This window comes from Yoonia sp., assembly GCF_017854565.1.
GTDB lineage: Bacteria > Pseudomonadota > Alphaproteobacteria > Rhodobacterales > Rhodobacteraceae > Yoonia.
The window spans coordinates 24439-41419 of sequence record NZ_JAFMHJ010000019.1; the positions used below are offsets into that span (position 1 = coordinate 24439).

The 16981-nt window shown below is 57.2% G+C and carries 14 protein-coding genes; 8 read left to right on the forward strand and 6 right to left on the reverse strand.

Annotated features, from left to right (window positions below; genetic code table 11):
* The first annotated feature begins 106 nt into the window (after positions 1-106).
* From QZ196_RS09565 to QZ196_RS09600, 8 genes are all read left to right on the forward strand, one after another.
* Positions 107-1303 (forward strand): ABC transporter substrate-binding protein, encoded by a 1197-nt coding sequence (locus QZ196_RS09565; RefSeq protein WP_296425840.1) that lies wholly within the window; start codon positions 107-109, stop codon positions 1301-1303.
* 89 nt (positions 1304-1392) lie between these two features.
* Positions 1393-2175, forward strand: a complete 783-nt coding sequence (locus QZ196_RS09570; protein ID WP_296425841.1) for an ABC transporter ATP-binding protein — start codon at positions 1393-1395, stop codon at positions 2173-2175.
* The gene (locus QZ196_RS09575; RefSeq protein WP_296425842.1) at positions 2172-2333 is read left to right on the forward strand and encodes a hypothetical protein; all 162 of its coding nucleotides are present in this window, start codon (positions 2172-2174) and stop codon (positions 2331-2333) included. Before QZ196_RS09570 ends, QZ196_RS09575 begins: the two co-directional genes overlap by 4 nt.
* On the forward strand, positions 2330-3043 hold the full coding sequence (locus tag QZ196_RS09580; protein ID WP_296425843.1) for an ABC transporter ATP-binding protein: 714 nt from the start codon (positions 2330-2332) through the stop codon (positions 3041-3043). Before QZ196_RS09575 ends, QZ196_RS09580 begins: the two co-directional genes overlap by 4 nt.
* A gap of 55 nt (positions 3044-3098) precedes the next feature.
* A complete protein-coding gene (locus tag QZ196_RS09585) occupies positions 3099-4109 on the forward strand; it encodes a branched-chain amino acid ABC transporter permease (RefSeq protein ID WP_296425844.1) in 1011 nt (336 codons plus the stop codon).
* On the forward strand, positions 4106-5452 hold the full coding sequence (locus tag QZ196_RS09590; protein ID WP_296425845.1) for a branched-chain amino acid ABC transporter permease: 1347 nt from the start codon (positions 4106-4108) through the stop codon (positions 5450-5452). The genes QZ196_RS09585 and QZ196_RS09590 overlap by 4 nt, the downstream gene beginning before the upstream one ends.
* 56 nt (positions 5453-5508) lie before the next feature.
* Positions 5509-7971, forward strand: coding sequence for a penicillin acylase family protein (locus QZ196_RS09595; protein ID WP_296425846.1), 2463 nt, complete (start codon positions 5509-5511; stop codon positions 7969-7971).
* 55 nt (positions 7972-8026) lie between these two features.
* The gene (locus QZ196_RS09600; protein WP_296425847.1) at positions 8027-8776 is read left to right on the forward strand and encodes a GGDEF domain-containing protein; all 750 of its coding nucleotides are present in this window, start codon (positions 8027-8029) and stop codon (positions 8774-8776) included.
* A gap of 6 nt (positions 8777-8782) precedes the next feature.
* Here QZ196_RS09600 and hflX read toward each other — a convergent pair whose 3' ends face one another.
* The 6 genes from hflX to QZ196_RS09630 form a co-directional block, all read right to left on the reverse strand.
* A complete protein-coding gene (gene hflX, locus QZ196_RS09605) occupies positions 8783-10054 on the reverse strand; it encodes a GTPase HflX (protein ID WP_296425848.1) in 1272 nt (423 codons plus the stop codon).
* 5 nt (positions 10055-10059) lie between these two features.
* Positions 10060-10293 carry an RNA chaperone Hfq gene (gene hfq / locus QZ196_RS09610; protein WP_007204924.1) on the reverse strand — a complete coding sequence of 78 codons (234 nt, stop codon included), beginning with the start codon at positions 10291-10293 and terminating at the stop codon, positions 10060-10062.
* Positions 10294-10408: 115 nt separating this feature from the next.
* Positions 10409-11929: a potassium transporter TrkG gene (locus QZ196_RS09615; protein ID WP_296425856.1), complete on the reverse strand. Its 1521-nt coding sequence runs from the start codon at positions 11927-11929 to the stop codon at positions 10409-10411.
* Positions 11929-13305, reverse strand: coding sequence for a Trk system potassium transporter TrkA (gene trkA, locus QZ196_RS09620; protein ID WP_296425859.1), 1377 nt, complete (start codon positions 13303-13305; stop codon positions 11929-11931). Before trkA ends, QZ196_RS09615 begins: the two co-directional genes overlap by 1 nt.
* Positions 13305-14705: a sigma-54 dependent transcriptional regulator gene (locus QZ196_RS09625; RefSeq protein WP_296425860.1), complete on the reverse strand. Its 1401-nt coding sequence runs from the start codon at positions 14703-14705 to the stop codon at positions 13305-13307. The genes trkA and QZ196_RS09625 overlap by 1 nt, the downstream gene beginning before the upstream one ends.
* An 8-nt stretch (positions 14706-14713) precedes the next feature.
* The gene (locus QZ196_RS09630; RefSeq protein WP_296425861.1) at positions 14714-16948 is read right to left on the reverse strand and encodes a PAS domain-containing sensor histidine kinase; all 2235 of its coding nucleotides are present in this window, start codon (positions 16946-16948) and stop codon (positions 14714-14716) included.
* Positions 16949-16981 lie beyond the last annotated feature (33 nt).

Here is a 16981-nt window from a genome sequence, read left to right on the forward strand (position 1 = left end):
TTACCGCAGTTTAAGGCGAAATGCCCAAGCGTTGTGGCTTCACATCCCGGTACGCCCTGTTAATGTCTTCGCTAGGATAAAAAATATCCATCAGCGGAGACTAAAAATGAAAAAACTACTTTTGGCGACAACCGCCATGGCGATGATGACTGGCGCGGCACACGCGGCAGGTCATGCGGAAGACGTAAAAATTGGTGTAGTCCTGGGTTTCACCGGCCCCTTGGAATCCATTACACCAGCCATGGGCGCTGGCGCCGAGATGGCGATGGCAGAAGTGACGGCATCCGGCGCGCTGCTGGGCGGTGCGACCGTCACATCCGTGCGCGGTGATAGCACATGCATCGACGCAGGTGCGGCCACATCCGCAGCCGAGCGTCTGGTCACTTCCGACGGCGTGAATGCGATTATGGGCGCAGATTGTTCCGGCGTGACCGGCGCCATTTTGCAGAACGTCGCCCGTCCGAACGGCGTCGTCATGATCTCTCCGTCCGCGACATCACCGGGCCTGTCAAGCGCTGACGATGATGGCCTGTTCTTCCGGACAGCGCCATCTGACGCGCGTCAGGGTGTGATCATCACCAACATCCTGCAGGACCGCGGTTACAATGAAGTCGCACTGACATATACCAACAACGACTACGGCAAAGGTCTTGCCGATGCGTTTCAGGCTGCGTTTGAAGCGGCTGGTGGTACGGTCACAATTTCGGCAGCCCATGAAGACGGCAAGGCCGACTACTCTGCGGAAGTCGGCGCACTGGCATCTGCTGGCGGCGAAGTTCTTGTCGTTGCAGGCTACGTCGACCAAGGTGGGTCCGGCGTGATCCGTTCCGCGCTCGACACTGGCGCATTTGATACGTTCTACGTGCCTGACGGCATGGTTGGCGCGAAACTGAATGAAAACTTCGGCGCAGAGATGAACGGATCGTTTGGTGCATACCCCGGCACAGACAGCCCCGGTGCGGCAAAGTTCGTTGAATTGGCTGCCGAAGCCGGTTTTGACGGAACAGGCGCGTTTTCACCTGAATCATACGACGCAGCGGCCCTGATCATGCTGGCCATGCAGGCTGCGGGTTCGTCTGCCTCGGCCGACTTCAAAGATCACGTTTTTGACGTGGCCAACGCCCCCGGCGTGGAGATTTTCCCAGGTGAGCTGCAGAAAGGTCTCGAGCTTCTCGCGGCGGGCACCGACATCGACTATGTCGGCGCATCTGCTGTTGAATTGATTGGCCCCGGTGAATCGGCTGGTAACTATCAGGAAATCGAATTTGCCGATGGTGTTTATTCGACAATCGGTTTCCGTTAATCGGCCCACTTGACGTTGAAACGGCGCAGGCGACTGCGCCGTTTCCCAAAATAAACGCATAAAAAACTGCGTACCCCAGGGGGACGGACATGATCGTTGTTGAAAATCTGGTGAAAACCTTTGGTGGTTTTCGCGCTGTAGATGGCGCATCTCTACGGATAGAGGAAGGTACAATCACCGGTTTGATTGGCCCCAATGGTGCCGGAAAAACCACCCTGTTCAATGTGATAGCTGGCGTTCTTAAGCCAACATCAGGTCGTGTGACCATGTTGGGCGAAGACATCACCGGCCTGCCGCCGCACGCGCTGTTCCATAAGGGTCTGTTGCGCACCTTTCAGATTGCGCACGAATTTTCGTCGATGACCGTGCGTGAAAATCTGATGATGGTCCCCGGCAACCAGTCCGGCGAAACGCTGTGGAACACATGGTTCGGCCGTAAACGCATCGCTGAGGAAGAACGCGCGCTGCAGGCCAAAGCCGATGAGGTGATCGAATTCCTGACGATCGAACACCTCAAGGATGAAAAAGCGGGCAACCTGTCCGGTGGTCAGAAAAAGCTGCTCGAACTGGGCCGCACCATGATGGTCGACGCGCGCATCGTATTTCTGGATGAGGTCGGCGCGGGCGTGAACCGCACTCTGCTCAATACCATCGGTGACGCGATCATCAGGCTGAACAAGGAACGCAACTACACGTTTGTCGTCATTGAACACGATATGGATTTCATTGGCCGGCTCTGCGACCCCGTCATTTGCATGGCCGAAGGTCATGTGCTGGCCGAAGGGACGCTGGACGAGATCAAAGCCAATGAGCACGTCATCGAGGCGTATCTTGGCACTGGCCTGAAAAACAAAGACAAGGTGGGCGCATGACCCGATTTATCCTTACCATCCTGCTGGGGATGATCCTGGGCGCTGTTTTAACGCTTTGGTTTATCTACCAAAATTACGCAGATTCGTCAGAACAAGCGCTGATGCGCGACACGTTGACGACCTATCTGCCCTTCATGTCGGAGTACTTTAACCCGTGAGTGATCCATTTTTGATCGGCGAGGCCATGACCGGCGGCTATGGCAAAGGCCCCGATATTCTTCATGGTTGCACGATTGCAGCCGAAAAAGGTGAAATTGCCGTGATCGTTGGCCCCAACGGCGCGGGTAAATCCACTGCGATGAAGGCTATCTTCGGAATGCTGAACGTCAACAGTGGCGCTGTGCGGCTGGACGGTGAGGATATCACCAAACTCACGCCGCAACAGCGGGTTGTAAAGGGTATGGGCTTTGTCCCGCAAACCGCGAATATCTTCACCTCGATGACGGTGGAAGAGAACCTTGAGATGGGCGCCTTTATCCGCCGCGACGATTTTCGCGATACGATGACACAGGTCTATGACCTGTTTCCTATCCTGAAGGAAAAACGCAATCAGCCCGCCGGAGAGCTTTCGGGCGGCCAGCGGCAACAGGTGGCTGTCGGTCGCGCGCTGATGACCAAACCAAAGGTGCTGATGCTGGACGAACCTACTGCGGGCGTCAGCCCCATTGTGATGGACGAACTCTTTGACCGGATCATCGAGGTTGCCCGCACCGGCATCCCGATTCTGATGGTGGAACAAAACGCCCGCCAAGCGCTTGAAATTGCGGATAAAGCCTATGTTCTGGTCCAAGGGCGCAACGCCCACACCGGCACTGGCAAAGAGCTATTGGCAAACCCCGAAGTCCGGCGGAGTTTCTTGGGCGGATGATGAAAAAAATTAACAGTGCGAATATGACAACGCCAACGCCACTGGGGACCTGCACATGGATTTCTTAAACGCCCTTGTGGCTCTTGCCAACTTCGTCATCGTGCCGGGCCTTGCCTACGGTGCCCAGCTTGCCATCGGCGCATTGGGCGTGACCCTGATCTACGGAATTTTGCGATTTTCGAACTTTGCACATGGCGACACAATGGCCTTTGGCACCGCCATGACGATCAAATTCACGGGCCTGCTTCTGGCGCTTGGCATTACATTTGGCCCCTTGCCGACGGCCCTTCTCGCCCTGCCCTTTGGGATCGCGGCAACCTGCCTGCTGGTCTTGTTCATTGATTGGCTGGTCTACCAGTTTTACCGCGACCAAAAGGCATCGCCGGTTATTCTGGTGATCGTGTCGATGGGTGTGATGTTCGTGATGAATGGCGTTGTCCGGTTTGCCATCGGGGTCCAGGACATCCGTTTTGCGGATGGCGAGCGTTTTATAATAACTGCCCGGGACTTTAAGACGATGACCGGCCTCGACGAAGGTCTTGCGATCAAGACCACACAGGCGATCACAGTGGTGGTGGCTGTTGTGGTCGTCGCGCTTCTGTTTTGGTTTTTGAACAAGACCCGCACCGGTAAATCCATGCGGGCTTTTTCGGACAATGAAGATTTGGCGCTGCTGTCAGGTATCAACCCCGACAAGGTGGTCAAGGTCACCTGGATCCTCGTCGCAGCACTCGCCACGACCGCCGGAGTGCTCTACGGGCTTGATAAGTCTTTCAAGGCCTTCACCTATTTCCAACTTCTGCTGCCTATCTTCGCGTCGGCCATCGTTGGTGGCCTTGGCAGTCCGTTGGGTGCCATCGCAGGCGGCTTCGTAATCGCCTTCAGCGAGGTAACGATTACCTACGCATGGAAAAAAGTGCTGGTTTATCTGATGCCAAGCAACCTTGAGCCGGACGCGCTCGTTCAGTTGCTGTCCACCGACTATAAATTTGCCGTCAGCTTTGCGATCTTGATTGTCGTATTGTTGTTCAAACCGACCGGCCTTTTCAAGGGACAATCCGTATGAACCCCGCACTGAAAAATTCCCTTCTTTTCGGCTTTGTCGGTCTGCTGATCATTGGCACCGGTATGGTCCAAGGCTGGAACTCTGCGCTCTTGATCGTGAACATGGGCCTGATTTCGGCCATCATGGCGTTGGGCGTAAACTTGCAGTGGGGCTTTGCCGGCCTGTTCAACATCGGGATCATGGGGTTCGTGGCTCTTGGCGGGCTTGCCACGGTTGTCGTGGCGATGCCGCCGGTAGGCGAGGCATGGTCCGCAGGCGGCCTGCGGGTGATCCTTGGCTTGATGATGGGCGCGGGCACTGTGATTGCAGCGGTATTTGCGCAAAAACGTCTCAAGGGGCGCAGGCGCACCTTGGTCACCATTGCTATCCTGATCGTTGGTTTTTTCATCTTTCGAGCTGTATTTGACGGCGGTGTGAACGCGATCGAAGCGGTTAATCCTGCATCAACCGGCTATCTGGGCGGGCTTAACTTCGGGGCGCAGATGCGTGCGCCAAGTGATTTGCCGCAACCCGATCTGTTCATCCTGCTCTCTTGGCCCGTTGGCGGCCTGTTTGCGGCTGGGGCTGCCTGGATCATTGGCAAAACCGCACTGGGTCTGCGTTCTGACTATTTGGCGATTGCCACCTTGGGGATTGCCGAAATCATCATCGCCGTGATGAAGAACGAAGACTGGCTCGCGCGCGGCGTGAAGAACGTGATCGGCCTGCCACGGCCCGTCCCCTACGAGGTCACACTCCAGCAAGACCCTTCGTTTGTTGAACGCGCCGCAGGTCTGGGGCTTGATCCGGTAACGGCCTCAACACTCTATACAAAGCTTGGCTATGCGGTCTTGTTTACCATTGTCTTGCTCATACTGCTTTGGCTGGCACAAAAGGCCCTCAACAGCCCGTGGGGCCGGATGATGCGCGCGATCCGCGACAACGAGGTCGCGGCCGAGGCGATGGGCAAAGATGTGACCGCACGCCACCTGCAAATTTTCATTCTTGGCTCTGCGATCTGTGGCATTGCGGGTGCGATGATGACGACGCTGGACGGTCAATTGACGCCGGGCACCTATCAGCCACTGCGCTTTACCTTCCTGATCTGGGTGATGGTTATCGTCGGCGGCTCTGGCAACAACTTCGGTGCGGTGCTGGGCGGTTTTCTGGTCTGGTGGCTCTGGGTTGAGGTGGAACCGATCGGGCTTGGTCTGATGAACCTGCTCAGCAGTGGCTTGGAAGACGGCAGTGCGCTCAAACTCGGTATGATCGAGTCGGCGGCACACATGCGGCTCCTCACGATGGGCGTGGTGTTGTTGCTGGTACTGCGATTTAGCCCACGCGGGTTGATCCCCGAACGCTAGCTTGTTCTTACCGTCCGCCTTGCTACAAGGGGCGGACGGGAAACATGGGGAACAATATGGCACTGATCTTTCGCTGGCTGGTGCGGCTGGCAACGACTTTGATCGTTCTGTCCGTTGCGGTGTTTGTGCTGGGCTATTATTTCGCCGCGCGATCCTTGCCCGATTACAACGCCCAAAGCACCGTCGCTGGCATTGGTGCCCCGGTCGAGATTGTGCGCGACAATGCAAATGTGCCACATATCTTTGGTGCCACTGATGATGATGTCTATTTCGCGCTTGGCTATGCCCATGCACAGGACCGCCTTTGGCAGATGACAATGCTGCGGCGCACCGCACAGGGCCGTCTGTCGGAACTGTTTGGGACGCGCACGGTCGGTATTGACGAAGTCCTGCGCCGCTTTGACTTGTACACGCTCGCCGTGTCGTCGGTCGCGGCACAGGATGACCAGACCAAAGCGGCGCTGACAGCCTATTCCGGCGGCGTAAATGCCTGGCTCGCCGAGGTGAACAACGGCGCGCGCGGTCGCGGTGCGCCGGAAATGTGGCTATTCAACCATCCCATTGCGCCTTGGCAACCCGCCGATTCCCTTGCGATTCTGAAACTGATGGCCTTGCAATTGACGTCGCATCTGGAAAATGAAGTCTTGCGCGCGCGGACATCGCTGCTGATCGGGAATGACAGGCTGAAAGACATCATGCCTGATGATCCGACCACCGGGGTTGCGGCACTGCCTGCCTACGCCAGCCTGATACATGACGTACCGATCTATGCCGAAAACACCCGTATGCCATTTGATCCGCTCTCGCCGATCAAGCCTATTGAACTCGCTGGGGCATCCAATGCATGGGCTGCCAATGCCCAGCGATCCGCGCGCGGTGCCACGCTTTTGGCGAATGATCCGCATTTGGGTCTGACGGCGCCGACAATCTGGTATCTTGCCCGGCTAGAGCTGTCGTCGGGCGGCGTTATCGGCGGGACCATTCCCGGCATGCCGGTGGTTTTGTCGGGCCGCAGCGCCGATCTTGGTTGGGGTCTGACATCTGCTTACGTTGACGATCAGGATGTTTTGATCGAGGAAGTCAATCCAACCAACCCAAACGAATACCGCAGCCCCGATGGTTGGGTTCCATTTCGCAGTCGTGACAGCATCATCACCGTCAAAGGCGCGCCCGCCGTGACGCTCCGCTTGCGGTGGACCGCCAATGGGCCTGTGATGCCCGCCAGCCAGTTTGACCTTGGCACGATCACGCCACAGGGCCACGTCACCGCTATCGCCTGGAGCGCACTGTCAGACCGCGACCCCAGCATGTCATCGGCCATGGCGATTATGCGCGCGCGTACTGTCGACTCTGCGATTGCTGCGGGCGAAACCTATATTGCGCCAGCGCAGAATTTGACCCTTGCGGATCGCAACCGGATTGCCATGAAAACCATCGGCGCCCTGCCCGCACGCGACGCCCAGCATCAAAGTCAGGGGCGGTTCCCATCATACGGGTATTTACCTGAAAACCGCTGGCAGGGCCGGTTTCCCTATAGCGCCAATCCAGAATTCAGGGACCCCGAAGGCGGCATTATCGGCAATACCAACAACAAAACGGTCGACCGGCCCTTTCCATTGCATGTCTCGTACCGCTGGGGCGACACGCAGCGGGTCAATCGTTGGCGTCGGCTGATGCAGGCACGCGAAGTACATACGCGCGACAGCTTCATCGAGGCGCAGCTTGATACCGTCAGCTTTACCGCGCGGAGCCTGCTGACATTGATGGGGGCCAACCTGTGGTACACCGGCGACGCAGCACCCGACGGAACGCCCGAACGACGGCGCCAGATCGCGCTTGATCTGTTATCAGCCTGGAACGGCGAGATGAACGAACATTTGCCAGAGCCCCTGATCTACGCGGCGTGGCTCCGCGAATTTCACAAACGGCTCATCCGCGATGAACTTGGGCCGCTTGCGCCCGAATTCACCCATGCCGACCCTGTGTTCATCGAGCGGGTCCTGCGTGACATCGACGATGCCGACGTATGGTGCGATGTCATCCAGTCGGCCCCGGTCGAGACCTGCACAGACATCGCCCGGCAGTCGCTGGACGATGCGCTGATCTGGATCATGGAACACCACGGCGCCGCGATAGAGGCAGTGCGCTGGGGCGACGCCCATCAGGCCACCCATGACCACCCGGTTCTGGGTGACACGCCGCTGTTGAACTGGTTCGTGAATATCCGGCAATCCACCAGTGGTGGCGATCACACATTGCAACGCGGCCGGACATCGGGCACCGGCCCTGCTCCGTTTCAGAACGTGCACGCCGCCGGATATCGCGGCGTCTATGATTTCGCCGACCCTGGCAGTTCTGTTTTTGTGACGGCAACCGGTCAGTCGGGCCATCCGCTGTCGCGCTACTACGACAATCTTGGCGAACTGTGGCGTCGCGGTGAATATATCCCGATGTCGCTTGATCCTGAACTGGCACGTGCCGCAGCCGTTGGTGTGACATGGCTACGGCCAGCCAACTGATTGTTCGTCTCCGTTAACGATTACGTAAGGTTTTTGCCGCTATTCATGTCTGACCATGCGTCAGTCATTGCTCATCCCCAAAGCCATTCCTTGGTTCGCGATCAGGCGGACCTGCGATTATGTGCTGAAACCGGGCGCAATCATGGTGGCTATCCATCTCCTGACATTTTTGTTTGAAGCTATTATCGTTGGGCCTGAGCATATGCTGCCGTTTGGCCAGCGGTTTTTGTTGTCCAACCTTGTGGCGGCACCGTTTGTTGGGGTCGCTTTCGTGCTTTTTACGTATCTGGATCGTCTGCAGCTAAAACTGGCCACGCTGGCCATGACCGATTTCCTGACGGAACTACCGAACCGCCGTGCCTTTCTTGAAAGAAGTACCGAAGCGGCAAGCGGCTACCTGCTTGTCATCGACGCTGATCATTTCAAGCTGATCAACGATACATACGGGCACGCCGCAGGTGATGCCTGCCTGCAGGCCATCGCGGACCAGTTGCGCAACATTACACGCGACACTGACATCATCGGTCGGATCGGCGGTGAAGAATTCGCTTCGTTCCTGCCCAATGCCACGGAACGGCAGGTTAGCGCCTTGGCCAAACGGCTCACCAGACCAATTATCGTTCCCATCGAAGACCATCCAATTCCGGTGAAACTGACGTTATCTTTGGGCGCCTCACTGCGGCGCAAGGACGAGACGAACGAAAACGCATTTAAGCGCGCGGATAGTGCACTTTACGTCGCCAAGAACACCGGTCGGGGTCGGTTGGTATTTTGGACCCCGGCCATGCAGGAATGCGCGGCCTGATCGCACCTACAACCGCGCAAAACGTTCCTTTTGCAGCGCCGTCCAAAGCACTTTGATGACATACCCATCATCGGTCGGCAGTTCGTCAGTGACAATACCCGCGTCAAACAGCCAAGCCCGCTTGCGCCCCTCACCAAAACCGATGGTCAGCACCTCTGCGGTACGCGGGTCCCGCAACTTTTCTGATATCGCATCAAGGAGCGCATCAATGCCTTCACCTGTCACTGCAGAGGTCGCAAAGATCGTATCTTTACGCTCAGCCGTGACAACAACAGACGCCCGGTCTTCATCGTCCAACAGGTCAATCTTGTTCCAAACCTCCAGCATTGGGGCGTCTTCCGGTACACCAAGACTGCGCAAAATCGCAGTGACATCCTGTGCCTGCTCATCACTTTGCGCGTGACTGATGTCGCGGACATGCACGATCAGATCGGCATCCAAGACCTCTTCCAACGTGGCGCGGAATGCAGCGACTAGTTCTGTCGGCAAATCGCTGATGAAACCCACCGTGTCGGACATGATCACCTCATCTCCGGCAGGTAACACGATCTTGCGCATCGTTGGGTCGAGCGTCGCAAACAGCATGTCCTTGACAAAAACATCTGCCCCGGTCAGCCGGTTGAACAAAGTGGATTTCCCGGCATTGGTATAGCCAACAAGCGCGACGATCGGGAACGGCACCTTGGCACGTCCCGCGCGATGCAAAGCCCGCGTTTTGACAACCTTGGCCAATTGCCGGCGCAAACTGCCCAGTTGGTCATCAATTGCACGGCGGTCCGCTTCGATCTGTGTCTCGCCGGGGCCACCCACAAACCCCAATCCACCGCGTTGGCGTTCAAGGTGGGTCCAGGCACGCACCAGACGCGTCCGCTGATAAGACAGCGCCGCCATTTCGACTTGCAACACACCTTCAGACGTCCGCGCCCGATCACTGAAGATTTCCAGGATCAACCCTGTACGATCCAGCACCTTGACGCTCCAGGCTTTTTCAAGGTTCCGCTGCTGCACCGGGCTGACCGGGCCGTCGATCAGCACCAGTTCCACCTCGGCTTGCGACATCGCCAGGCGCAGCTCTTCTATCTTGCCTTTGCCAAATAACATGCCGGCACGCATGCGCGGCAATCGCACGACCGTGGCCCCCACAACCTCTAGGTTGGGCAGCGCGGCGGCAAGCGCCACAGCTTCTTCCAGCGCAGGCTCGGATGCTCTGCGGCTTTGGTCGGACTTGAGCTCGGGGTGCAGCACCCAGGCCCGTGTTCTGGGCCTATCGTGTTCCATGGCGATTATTCTTCGCCTTCATACAGGCTTATGGGCTGAGCCGGCATGATTGTCGAAATCGCACTCTTATACACAAGCTGGGACTGACCATCGCGGCGCAAAAGCACACAAAAGCTGTCAAACCACGTGATAACACCCTGCAATTTCACACCATTAACCAGAAAGATCGTCACAGGCACCTTCGTCTTGCGGACATGGTTCAGAAAAGCATCTTGAAGATTTGCCTTATCGGCAGCCATAACGGACCCCTTTTTTTGTTCTTGCGGCCGCGTATCGGCCCCCCGTGTTCATCTTGTAGTATGTCGCGCCCTTTCAGGACTTTCCAGCCCAAAATAACTGCGTTCTTTCAGGGCACTACCGACGCCAGATTTCGGGATTAAACAGCGCGATGATTGCCAGCGTTTCAAGACGTCCAAGCACCATCGCTGCGGCAAGGACAATCTTTGCTGCATCAGGGATGCCGGAATACGAAATCGGCGTCTCAGCCGCGACAGCGGCCAGTGGCCCCGTGGTCGACAGCGCCGAAACAGCCAGCACCATTGATGTCTCAAACTGAACACCCGTCAGCGACAGCAGCAGCATGACAACAGCAATGCTGATCGCAAACAGCATAAAGAATATCCAGGAAATATAGGCACCCTGCTTGCGAATCCGTCGCGCCTCACGGCCACCACCACCAACGGATGAAGGATGCACCAACCGTTCCTGCTCGCGCTGGCCGTGCCGGAAAAGCGCGTAGATACGCAGCAGTTTCACACCGCCTGCCGTGGTCGCCACACCGCCACCAATCAGGGCCAGACCGATCAGAAACAGGCCCGGTGTCTCAAGTCCGGACCAGTTCGCGGCCCCGCCCCAGTAGTGCGATTCAAAACCTGTGGTCGTCAGAAACGACGTGACCGTAAACAAGGCCCCCCAAAGCGCCTGCCAACTGGCACCTAGGTTTGTTCCCGATGGACTATCAGCGGCACCGACAAAGTGCCTGATGAACAAAAGGGCCGTCACAGACCCGATCAGGAAGATCGCTGTCAAAAACTCCGGGTCGCGGCGCAGTCCCTGCCCGGCCTCGCCAATCAAACCACGGCTGAACGTCAGTCGTGAAAGCGCAAATGCGAAAAAGACAAAGACCAACAGTTCGCCCCAGAACCGCGATGCTGCGTAGTAAAGACCCCCAATCGGCGAGATCCCCGACGTCGAAAGCGTCGACATCGCATGGCACAGCGCGATGTACGGAAACTCGCCCATGATGACCAAGCCGACCCAAAGCAAAAACGTCAACCCAACATAGATGGGCGTCAGCGACAGCGTGTAGCGCACCATCCGTTCAGACGGATCAGCAATGCGTGCGATTTGCGTGAACGATGTACTGGACCCTTTGCCGATATTGGTCGTCGCGCGCACCTCAAAACCACCAAGGTTCATGGGCGCAAAAATCGACACCGCCGTCACCCAGACCAACAAGCCGCCCAGCCAACCCACGAGCGCCCGCCACAAGTGCAGTGAGGGGGTCAGCCGACCGGCGTTCTCATAGACAGAGGCCCCCGTGGTGGTGAAACTCGATACCATCTCAAACCACGCATCAAGATAGGTCGTATTGCCGACGGCCTCATAGAATGGCACCGCGAATATCATCGGCAATAGCGTAAAGGCGGACAGCAAACCGATTAATTGACTGCGCGCGACGTTTTGCGGTGCATATCCGGCCGTCGTCAAACCAACAATCAGCGTCAGGATTGAAAACAGGATAAACCCATAGAAGAACACGCGCATTGTGTTGAAGTCTTCCATGATGGCGCCGTGGATTGCGGGCACGATCATCGCAATCGCGCCAAGTCCCATCAGGACCACGAAAAAAGGCAGGCGCGTGATCCAACCCATCAGAAAAAGTCTATCGTGACCTGCAAGAGCCGTTCAACTTCGGGCACATCGTCGGCCATTGCAAAAATTGCAATCACATCCCCCTCGTCAATCCGGGTCTCGGCAGTGGGCTTGACAACTTTGCCCTGCTTCATGATCCCCCCGATCAGCGTTCCTTCCGGAAACGCGATCTCTTTAATCTTTTGCCCTGCGATGGGCGATGTGCCCAGCACTTGCGCTTCGATCAATTCCGCCTCGGCATCACCGATCGAATAAACGCCGCGCACGCGACCATGCCGGATATGGCGCAGAATTGAACTGACCGTAGTGGCGCGTGGATTGATATATGCGTCAATATCCAGCGGCCCCATCAGTGGCACCAAAGTTGGATCATTGATCAGGCAAATCGCCATCTTGCAGCCCATTTCTTTGGCCCGAACCGATGCGAGCAGGTTCGTCTTGTCATCATCGGTCACCACCAGAACAGCATCTGCCGTGGAAATATTCGCTTCTTCCAACAATGCACTGTCAAGCCCGTCACCATGCAATACGATTGTCCGGTCAAGGGCATCTGCGGCGCGTTCCGCACAGTCCCGCTGCTTTTCAATCATCTTGACCCGGACACGGTCGGTGCGCGCTTCGAGCGCCTTGGCCACGCCCAACCCGACGTTTCCGCCACCGATAATCACAATCCGCTCTTGTTTCGACTGGGTTTTTCCGAAAATCTCCAACGTGCGGGTCATATCCTCGGTATGGGTAAAAATATAACAATCGTCACCGGGGAATATCTGGTCACCCGCCGAGGGAACAAAAAGCGCGCCATCACGGCGGATGCCGACAACGATCGCGCGTAATGTCGAAAAGAGGTCCGTCAACTGCCGCAACGGTGTGTTGATCACCGGGCAGTCGTCGTCAATCGTGATCCCCAAAAGCTGCGCGCTGCCTTCCAGAAAGCTTTCCGTGTCGAACGCCGCCGGTGCTGCAAGCCGCTGCAACGCGGCTTCGGCCACCTCTTTTTCAGGTGAGATCACAACGTCAATGGGCAGGTGTTCGCGCCGATAAAGATCTGAATAAATCGCATCTAGGTAACTTTGGGCCCGCAGCCGTGCGATCTTGCGCTGGATCGAAAAGACCGAATGCGCGACCTGACAGGTGACCATGTTCACCTCGTCGGAATGGGTCGCTGCGATGATCATATCGGCGTCACGCGCGCCTGCCCGCTCAAGCACATCGGGGTGGCTGGCGAAACCAGAAATCCCCTGCACATCCAGCGTATCGGTCGCGCGCCGCACCAGTTCTGGGTTGTTGTCCACAACAGTGACATCGTTGTTTTCGCCCGATAGGTGGCGGGCAATCTGCCAGCCCACCTGCCCGGCACCACAGATGATCACTTTCATTATGCTTCGCCTTCAACATAGGCGACACGACCGCCCGCTTTATTTGTCGTCACGACACCTAACGACTTCAGCTTCCGGTGCAATGCCGAACGTTCCATTCCCACAAACGACGCCGTGCGGCTAATATTGCCGCCAAAGCGATTGATCTGCGTCAGCAAATATTCACGCTCAAACAGCTCGCGGGCTTCACGCAGCGGCAGGGTCGCAAGCCCGCCGGCCAGCAAAATCCGCCCCTCTTCGCCGCCAGACTCATCCGCAGCCGGCAGCTCTTTGGCGCAGATTTTACCGGTACTTTCTCCAAGGATAAGAACACGTTCGACAACGTTCTTCAACTGGCGCACATTGCCCGGCCACAGCATTGTCTGCAATAGTGCACGGGCGTCATCCGCCAATGCCCGCAGTGGCAGGCCCTGGACTTTGTTGAACACCTCAATGAAATATTCTGCGAGAACGGGAATATCCTCGCGCCGTTCGTCAAGCGAAGGCACCGGAATTGGAACGACGTTCAAACGGTTATATAGCTCTTCGCGGAACGTCCCGGCTTCAATAGCCATCGGCAGGTCGCGGTTCGTGCTGGAAATCACCCGCAGGTCGACCTGTATCTTGTCCGTCCCCCCGACCCGCTGAAACCGCTGATCCACCAGCACACGCAGGATTTTCGACTGGGTACCGATCGGCATGTCAGCGATTTCGTCAAAGTAGATCACGCCGCCGTTCGCCTCTTCCAGCAGTCCCGGCTCGATCCCGCGCCCGCTGTCCTCGCGACCAAACAACACCTCTTCCATGCGGTCAGGCGCAATCGACGCCGAATTCACCGTGATGAACGGGCCCGAAGACCTGTTCGAATGGGCGTGGATATAGCGCGCAGCGATTTCTTTGCCTGCGCCCGCTGGTCCGGTCAACATAACCCGGCCATTGGACTTCGTCACCTTGTCCAACTGCGATTTCAGCGTCCGGAACGCGGCACTATCACCCAGCATCTCGGTGGCGACCACTTCGCCACGTTTGAGTTCAATATTCTCCCGGCGCAGGCGTGATGTTTCCATCGCCCGCCTGATCACCACCAACAGCTGGTCAATATTGAAAGGCTTTTCGATGAAATCATAGGCACCCTGCTTAATCGCGGCGACCGCGATCTCGATATTGCCATGGCCCGAGATGATCACGATGGGGATGTCCGGATGGTCGCGCTTGACCGATTTAAGAATATCAATCCCGTCCATATTGCTGTCTTTCAGCCAGATATCCAGGATCATCAATGCAGGCGGCACACTTGCGATCTGCGCCATACATTCATCAGATGTCCCGGCAAGACGGGTTGTAAATCCTTCATCTTGCAGGATATCTGCAATCAGCTCTCGGATATCGCGTTCGTCATCGGTGATTAGAATATCGCCCATCATCGCCCTCATGCTGGTATTTTCGTGGCCTGCGCGCGCGCTGGCGCCACAGGAAGTTGGATCATTGCACAGGCACCGGCATGGTCCTGCCCTTCGAATATTTCTGCGTCGGTCAGCGTCAGCGTCCCGGCGTGTTCTTCGATAATTTTCTTGACAATAGGCAGGCCAAGCCCGGTGCCCTTGTCTCGCGTCGTCACATAGGGTTCGAACAGCCGCGCGCGGTCTTCGGGCAGTCCGATCCCGTTGTCTTGTATCGTGATCGTGACATGCCCCCCGCTTTGGGTCATCTGCACCCGGATCTGCGGCTGATAGTCCTCTGTTCTGTGTTGTCCGGCATATGTTTCGGTGGCCTCACCGGCGTTTTTGATCAGGTTGGTCAAGGCCTGACTGATCATCGTCCCGTCCAACTCTGCCAGCACCGCCTCTTTGGGCAGATATGCGGCAATGGTCACATCGGGCAAACCCGCCATCTGCAAGGCAACCGCGTCGGTGACCAGTTTGGTCAGATCACTCATTGTCAGGTGGGGCTCGGGCATCCGGGCGAATTTTGAAAACTCATCAACAATACGTCGCAGGTCATTGGTTTGACGCACAATAATATCTGTCATCTGCTCCAGCTTGTCGGAATCTGCACCGACCTGCCCGCTGAACTTGCGCTTGATCCGTTCTGCTGACAGCTGGATCGGGGTCAGCGGGTTCTTGATCTCATGCGCAATACGCCGCGCGACATCCCCCCAGGCGGCCATCCGCTGCGCGCTCACCAGATCAGTCACATCATCAAAGGCAACCACATATCCTTCAAGCGCGCCATCGGCATTGCGTCTTGGCGACATGCGCACCAGCAGACTTTCCTGCTGCCCCTTACGGACCAGATTGATCTGATCCTGCACGCTCTCGCTTTCCGCGCTGCGCACCCGCTCGAACAAGGCGGCAAATTCGGGGATCGCCACAGACAGCGCATTATCGGCCTGATCATGGCCCACCGATAACAACCGCCCGGCTGATGGGTTTACAAACGTCACCCGCCCGTCTTCGTCCAGACCGACAACCCCAGACGTCACCGAGCTGAGCACGGAGTCAAACAACCGCCGCCGACGTTCTGTCAGTCGATTGGTTTCCAACAGCTCGTCACGTTGCCCCTTCAACTGGCTGGTCATCTGGTTAAAATAGTGGCCCAGCTGTGAAATCTCATCGTCACCGTCATCCTCGATCACCCTGACATCAAGATCACCCGAACCCACCCGTTGTGACGCCAGCACAAGGCGTCCGACGGGCCGCGCCAGACGCTCGGCAAACCATAGCCCCAGCCAAATCGCGACAAGGATCAGGATCACCGCAAACCCCAGATAAAGGAGGCCAAACTGGAACAGCAACTGGCCCTGTGCCGTCGCCAGTTCTTCGTATTGGACGACGGTTTCCGTCGTATCGTCAAGCAAAGACAGCACATTGCCATCGACCTGACGCGTGACATAAAGATATCGGTCCCGAAACGCGGAAAGCGGGATCAACGCGCGGAATTCATTGTTCTCTAGGTCCTCGACAATGACCAACCCCGTGGCGTCAGCCTGCGCAAACACGGCGGGGCCGGGGCGTTCATAGGCAAATTCATACGATCGCGCCCCGCGGGCCGCAATATTGCCCAGACCATCAAGCACAAACGCTTCACTAAGCCCGCGTTCGATCTGGGCCTGCACATCGCCCAAGGCCCGGCGGACCTCTCCGTCATCCATGAAAAGGTTGGCCTGACGTTCATTGTTCAAATACCCGGCCAATGCACGCCCATCGCGGGTCAGCTCCTGGCGGTGCTCTTCTTCATAGGCTTGGGCGGTTGTCAGCGACGTTCGCAACACATTGCCAACCGGCTCTGAAAACAACCCATCCAGCGCGACCGAGATCAGCAACACAGAAAACACCGCGACCAGCACCGTCGGGATCAGCGCCGACAGGGCAAATACCCCCGTCAGCCGCAGGTGCAACCGCGACCCGGCAGATTTGGCCCGGCGTGCCGCGACCATCCGCGCCACCTGTCGCATCACGACAGCCGCCACGATCAATACATAAACAAGGTCCGCCAGCAGCACGAGCCGCAGTTCCGGCGATGATGCACCCCGGCCCAGCAGTCCCACGACTGCATATGTCAAAACGGCCAGCGCTGGCCCCAAGACCATCAGACCGACGGTCAGCGCGCTTTGCACATGGCGCTGGCGTTGCCAGCGACTAAACCGCGTTAAATTCAATCCCATAAGGGTACGGCGCACGCGCAAGGACCTGTCATT

What these genes read in the sequence shown, in the direction of transcription:
- QZ196_RS09615 (WP_296425856.1), bottom strand. Translation starts at nt 11,929, where the DNA reads ATGGGTTGGATCACGCGCCTGCCTTTTTTCGTGGTCCTGATGGGACTT.
- hfq (WP_007204924.1), bottom strand. Translation starts at nt 10,293, where the DNA reads ATGGCTGCCGATAAGGCAAATCTTCAAGATGCTTTTCTGAACCATGTC.
- QZ196_RS09595 (WP_296425846.1), top strand. Translation starts at nt 5,509, where the DNA reads ATGGCACTGATCTTTCGCTGGCTGGTGCGGCTGGCAACGACTTTGATC.
- trkA (WP_296425859.1), bottom strand. Translation starts at nt 13,305, where the DNA reads ATGAAAGTGATCATCTGTGGTGCCGGGCAGGTGGGCTGGCAGATTGCC.
- QZ196_RS09625 (WP_296425860.1), bottom strand. Translation starts at nt 14,705, where the DNA reads ATGGGCGATATTCTAATCACCGATGACGAACGCGATATCCGAGAGCTG.
- QZ196_RS09585 (WP_296425844.1), top strand. Translation starts at nt 3,099, where the DNA reads ATGGATTTCTTAAACGCCCTTGTGGCTCTTGCCAACTTCGTCATCGTG.
- QZ196_RS09565 (WP_296425840.1), top strand. Translation starts at nt 107, where the DNA reads ATGAAAAAACTACTTTTGGCGACAACCGCCATGGCGATGATGACTGGC.
- QZ196_RS09600 (WP_296425847.1), top strand. Translation starts at nt 8,027, where the DNA reads ATGCGTCAGTCATTGCTCATCCCCAAAGCCATTCCTTGGTTCGCGATC.
- QZ196_RS09590 (WP_296425845.1), top strand. Translation starts at nt 4,106, where the DNA reads ATGAACCCCGCACTGAAAAATTCCCTTCTTTTCGGCTTTGTCGGTCTG.
- QZ196_RS09630 (WP_296425861.1), bottom strand. Translation starts at nt 16,948, where the DNA reads ATGGGATTGAATTTAACGCGGTTTAGTCGCTGGCAACGCCAGCGCCAT.
- hflX (WP_296425848.1), bottom strand. Translation starts at nt 10,054, where the DNA reads ATGGAACACGATAGGCCCAGAACACGGGCCTGGGTGCTGCACCCCGAG.
- QZ196_RS09570 (WP_296425841.1), top strand. Translation starts at nt 1,393, where the DNA reads ATGATCGTTGTTGAAAATCTGGTGAAAACCTTTGGTGGTTTTCGCGCT.
- QZ196_RS09575 (WP_296425842.1), top strand. Translation starts at nt 2,172, where the DNA reads ATGACCCGATTTATCCTTACCATCCTGCTGGGGATGATCCTGGGCGCT.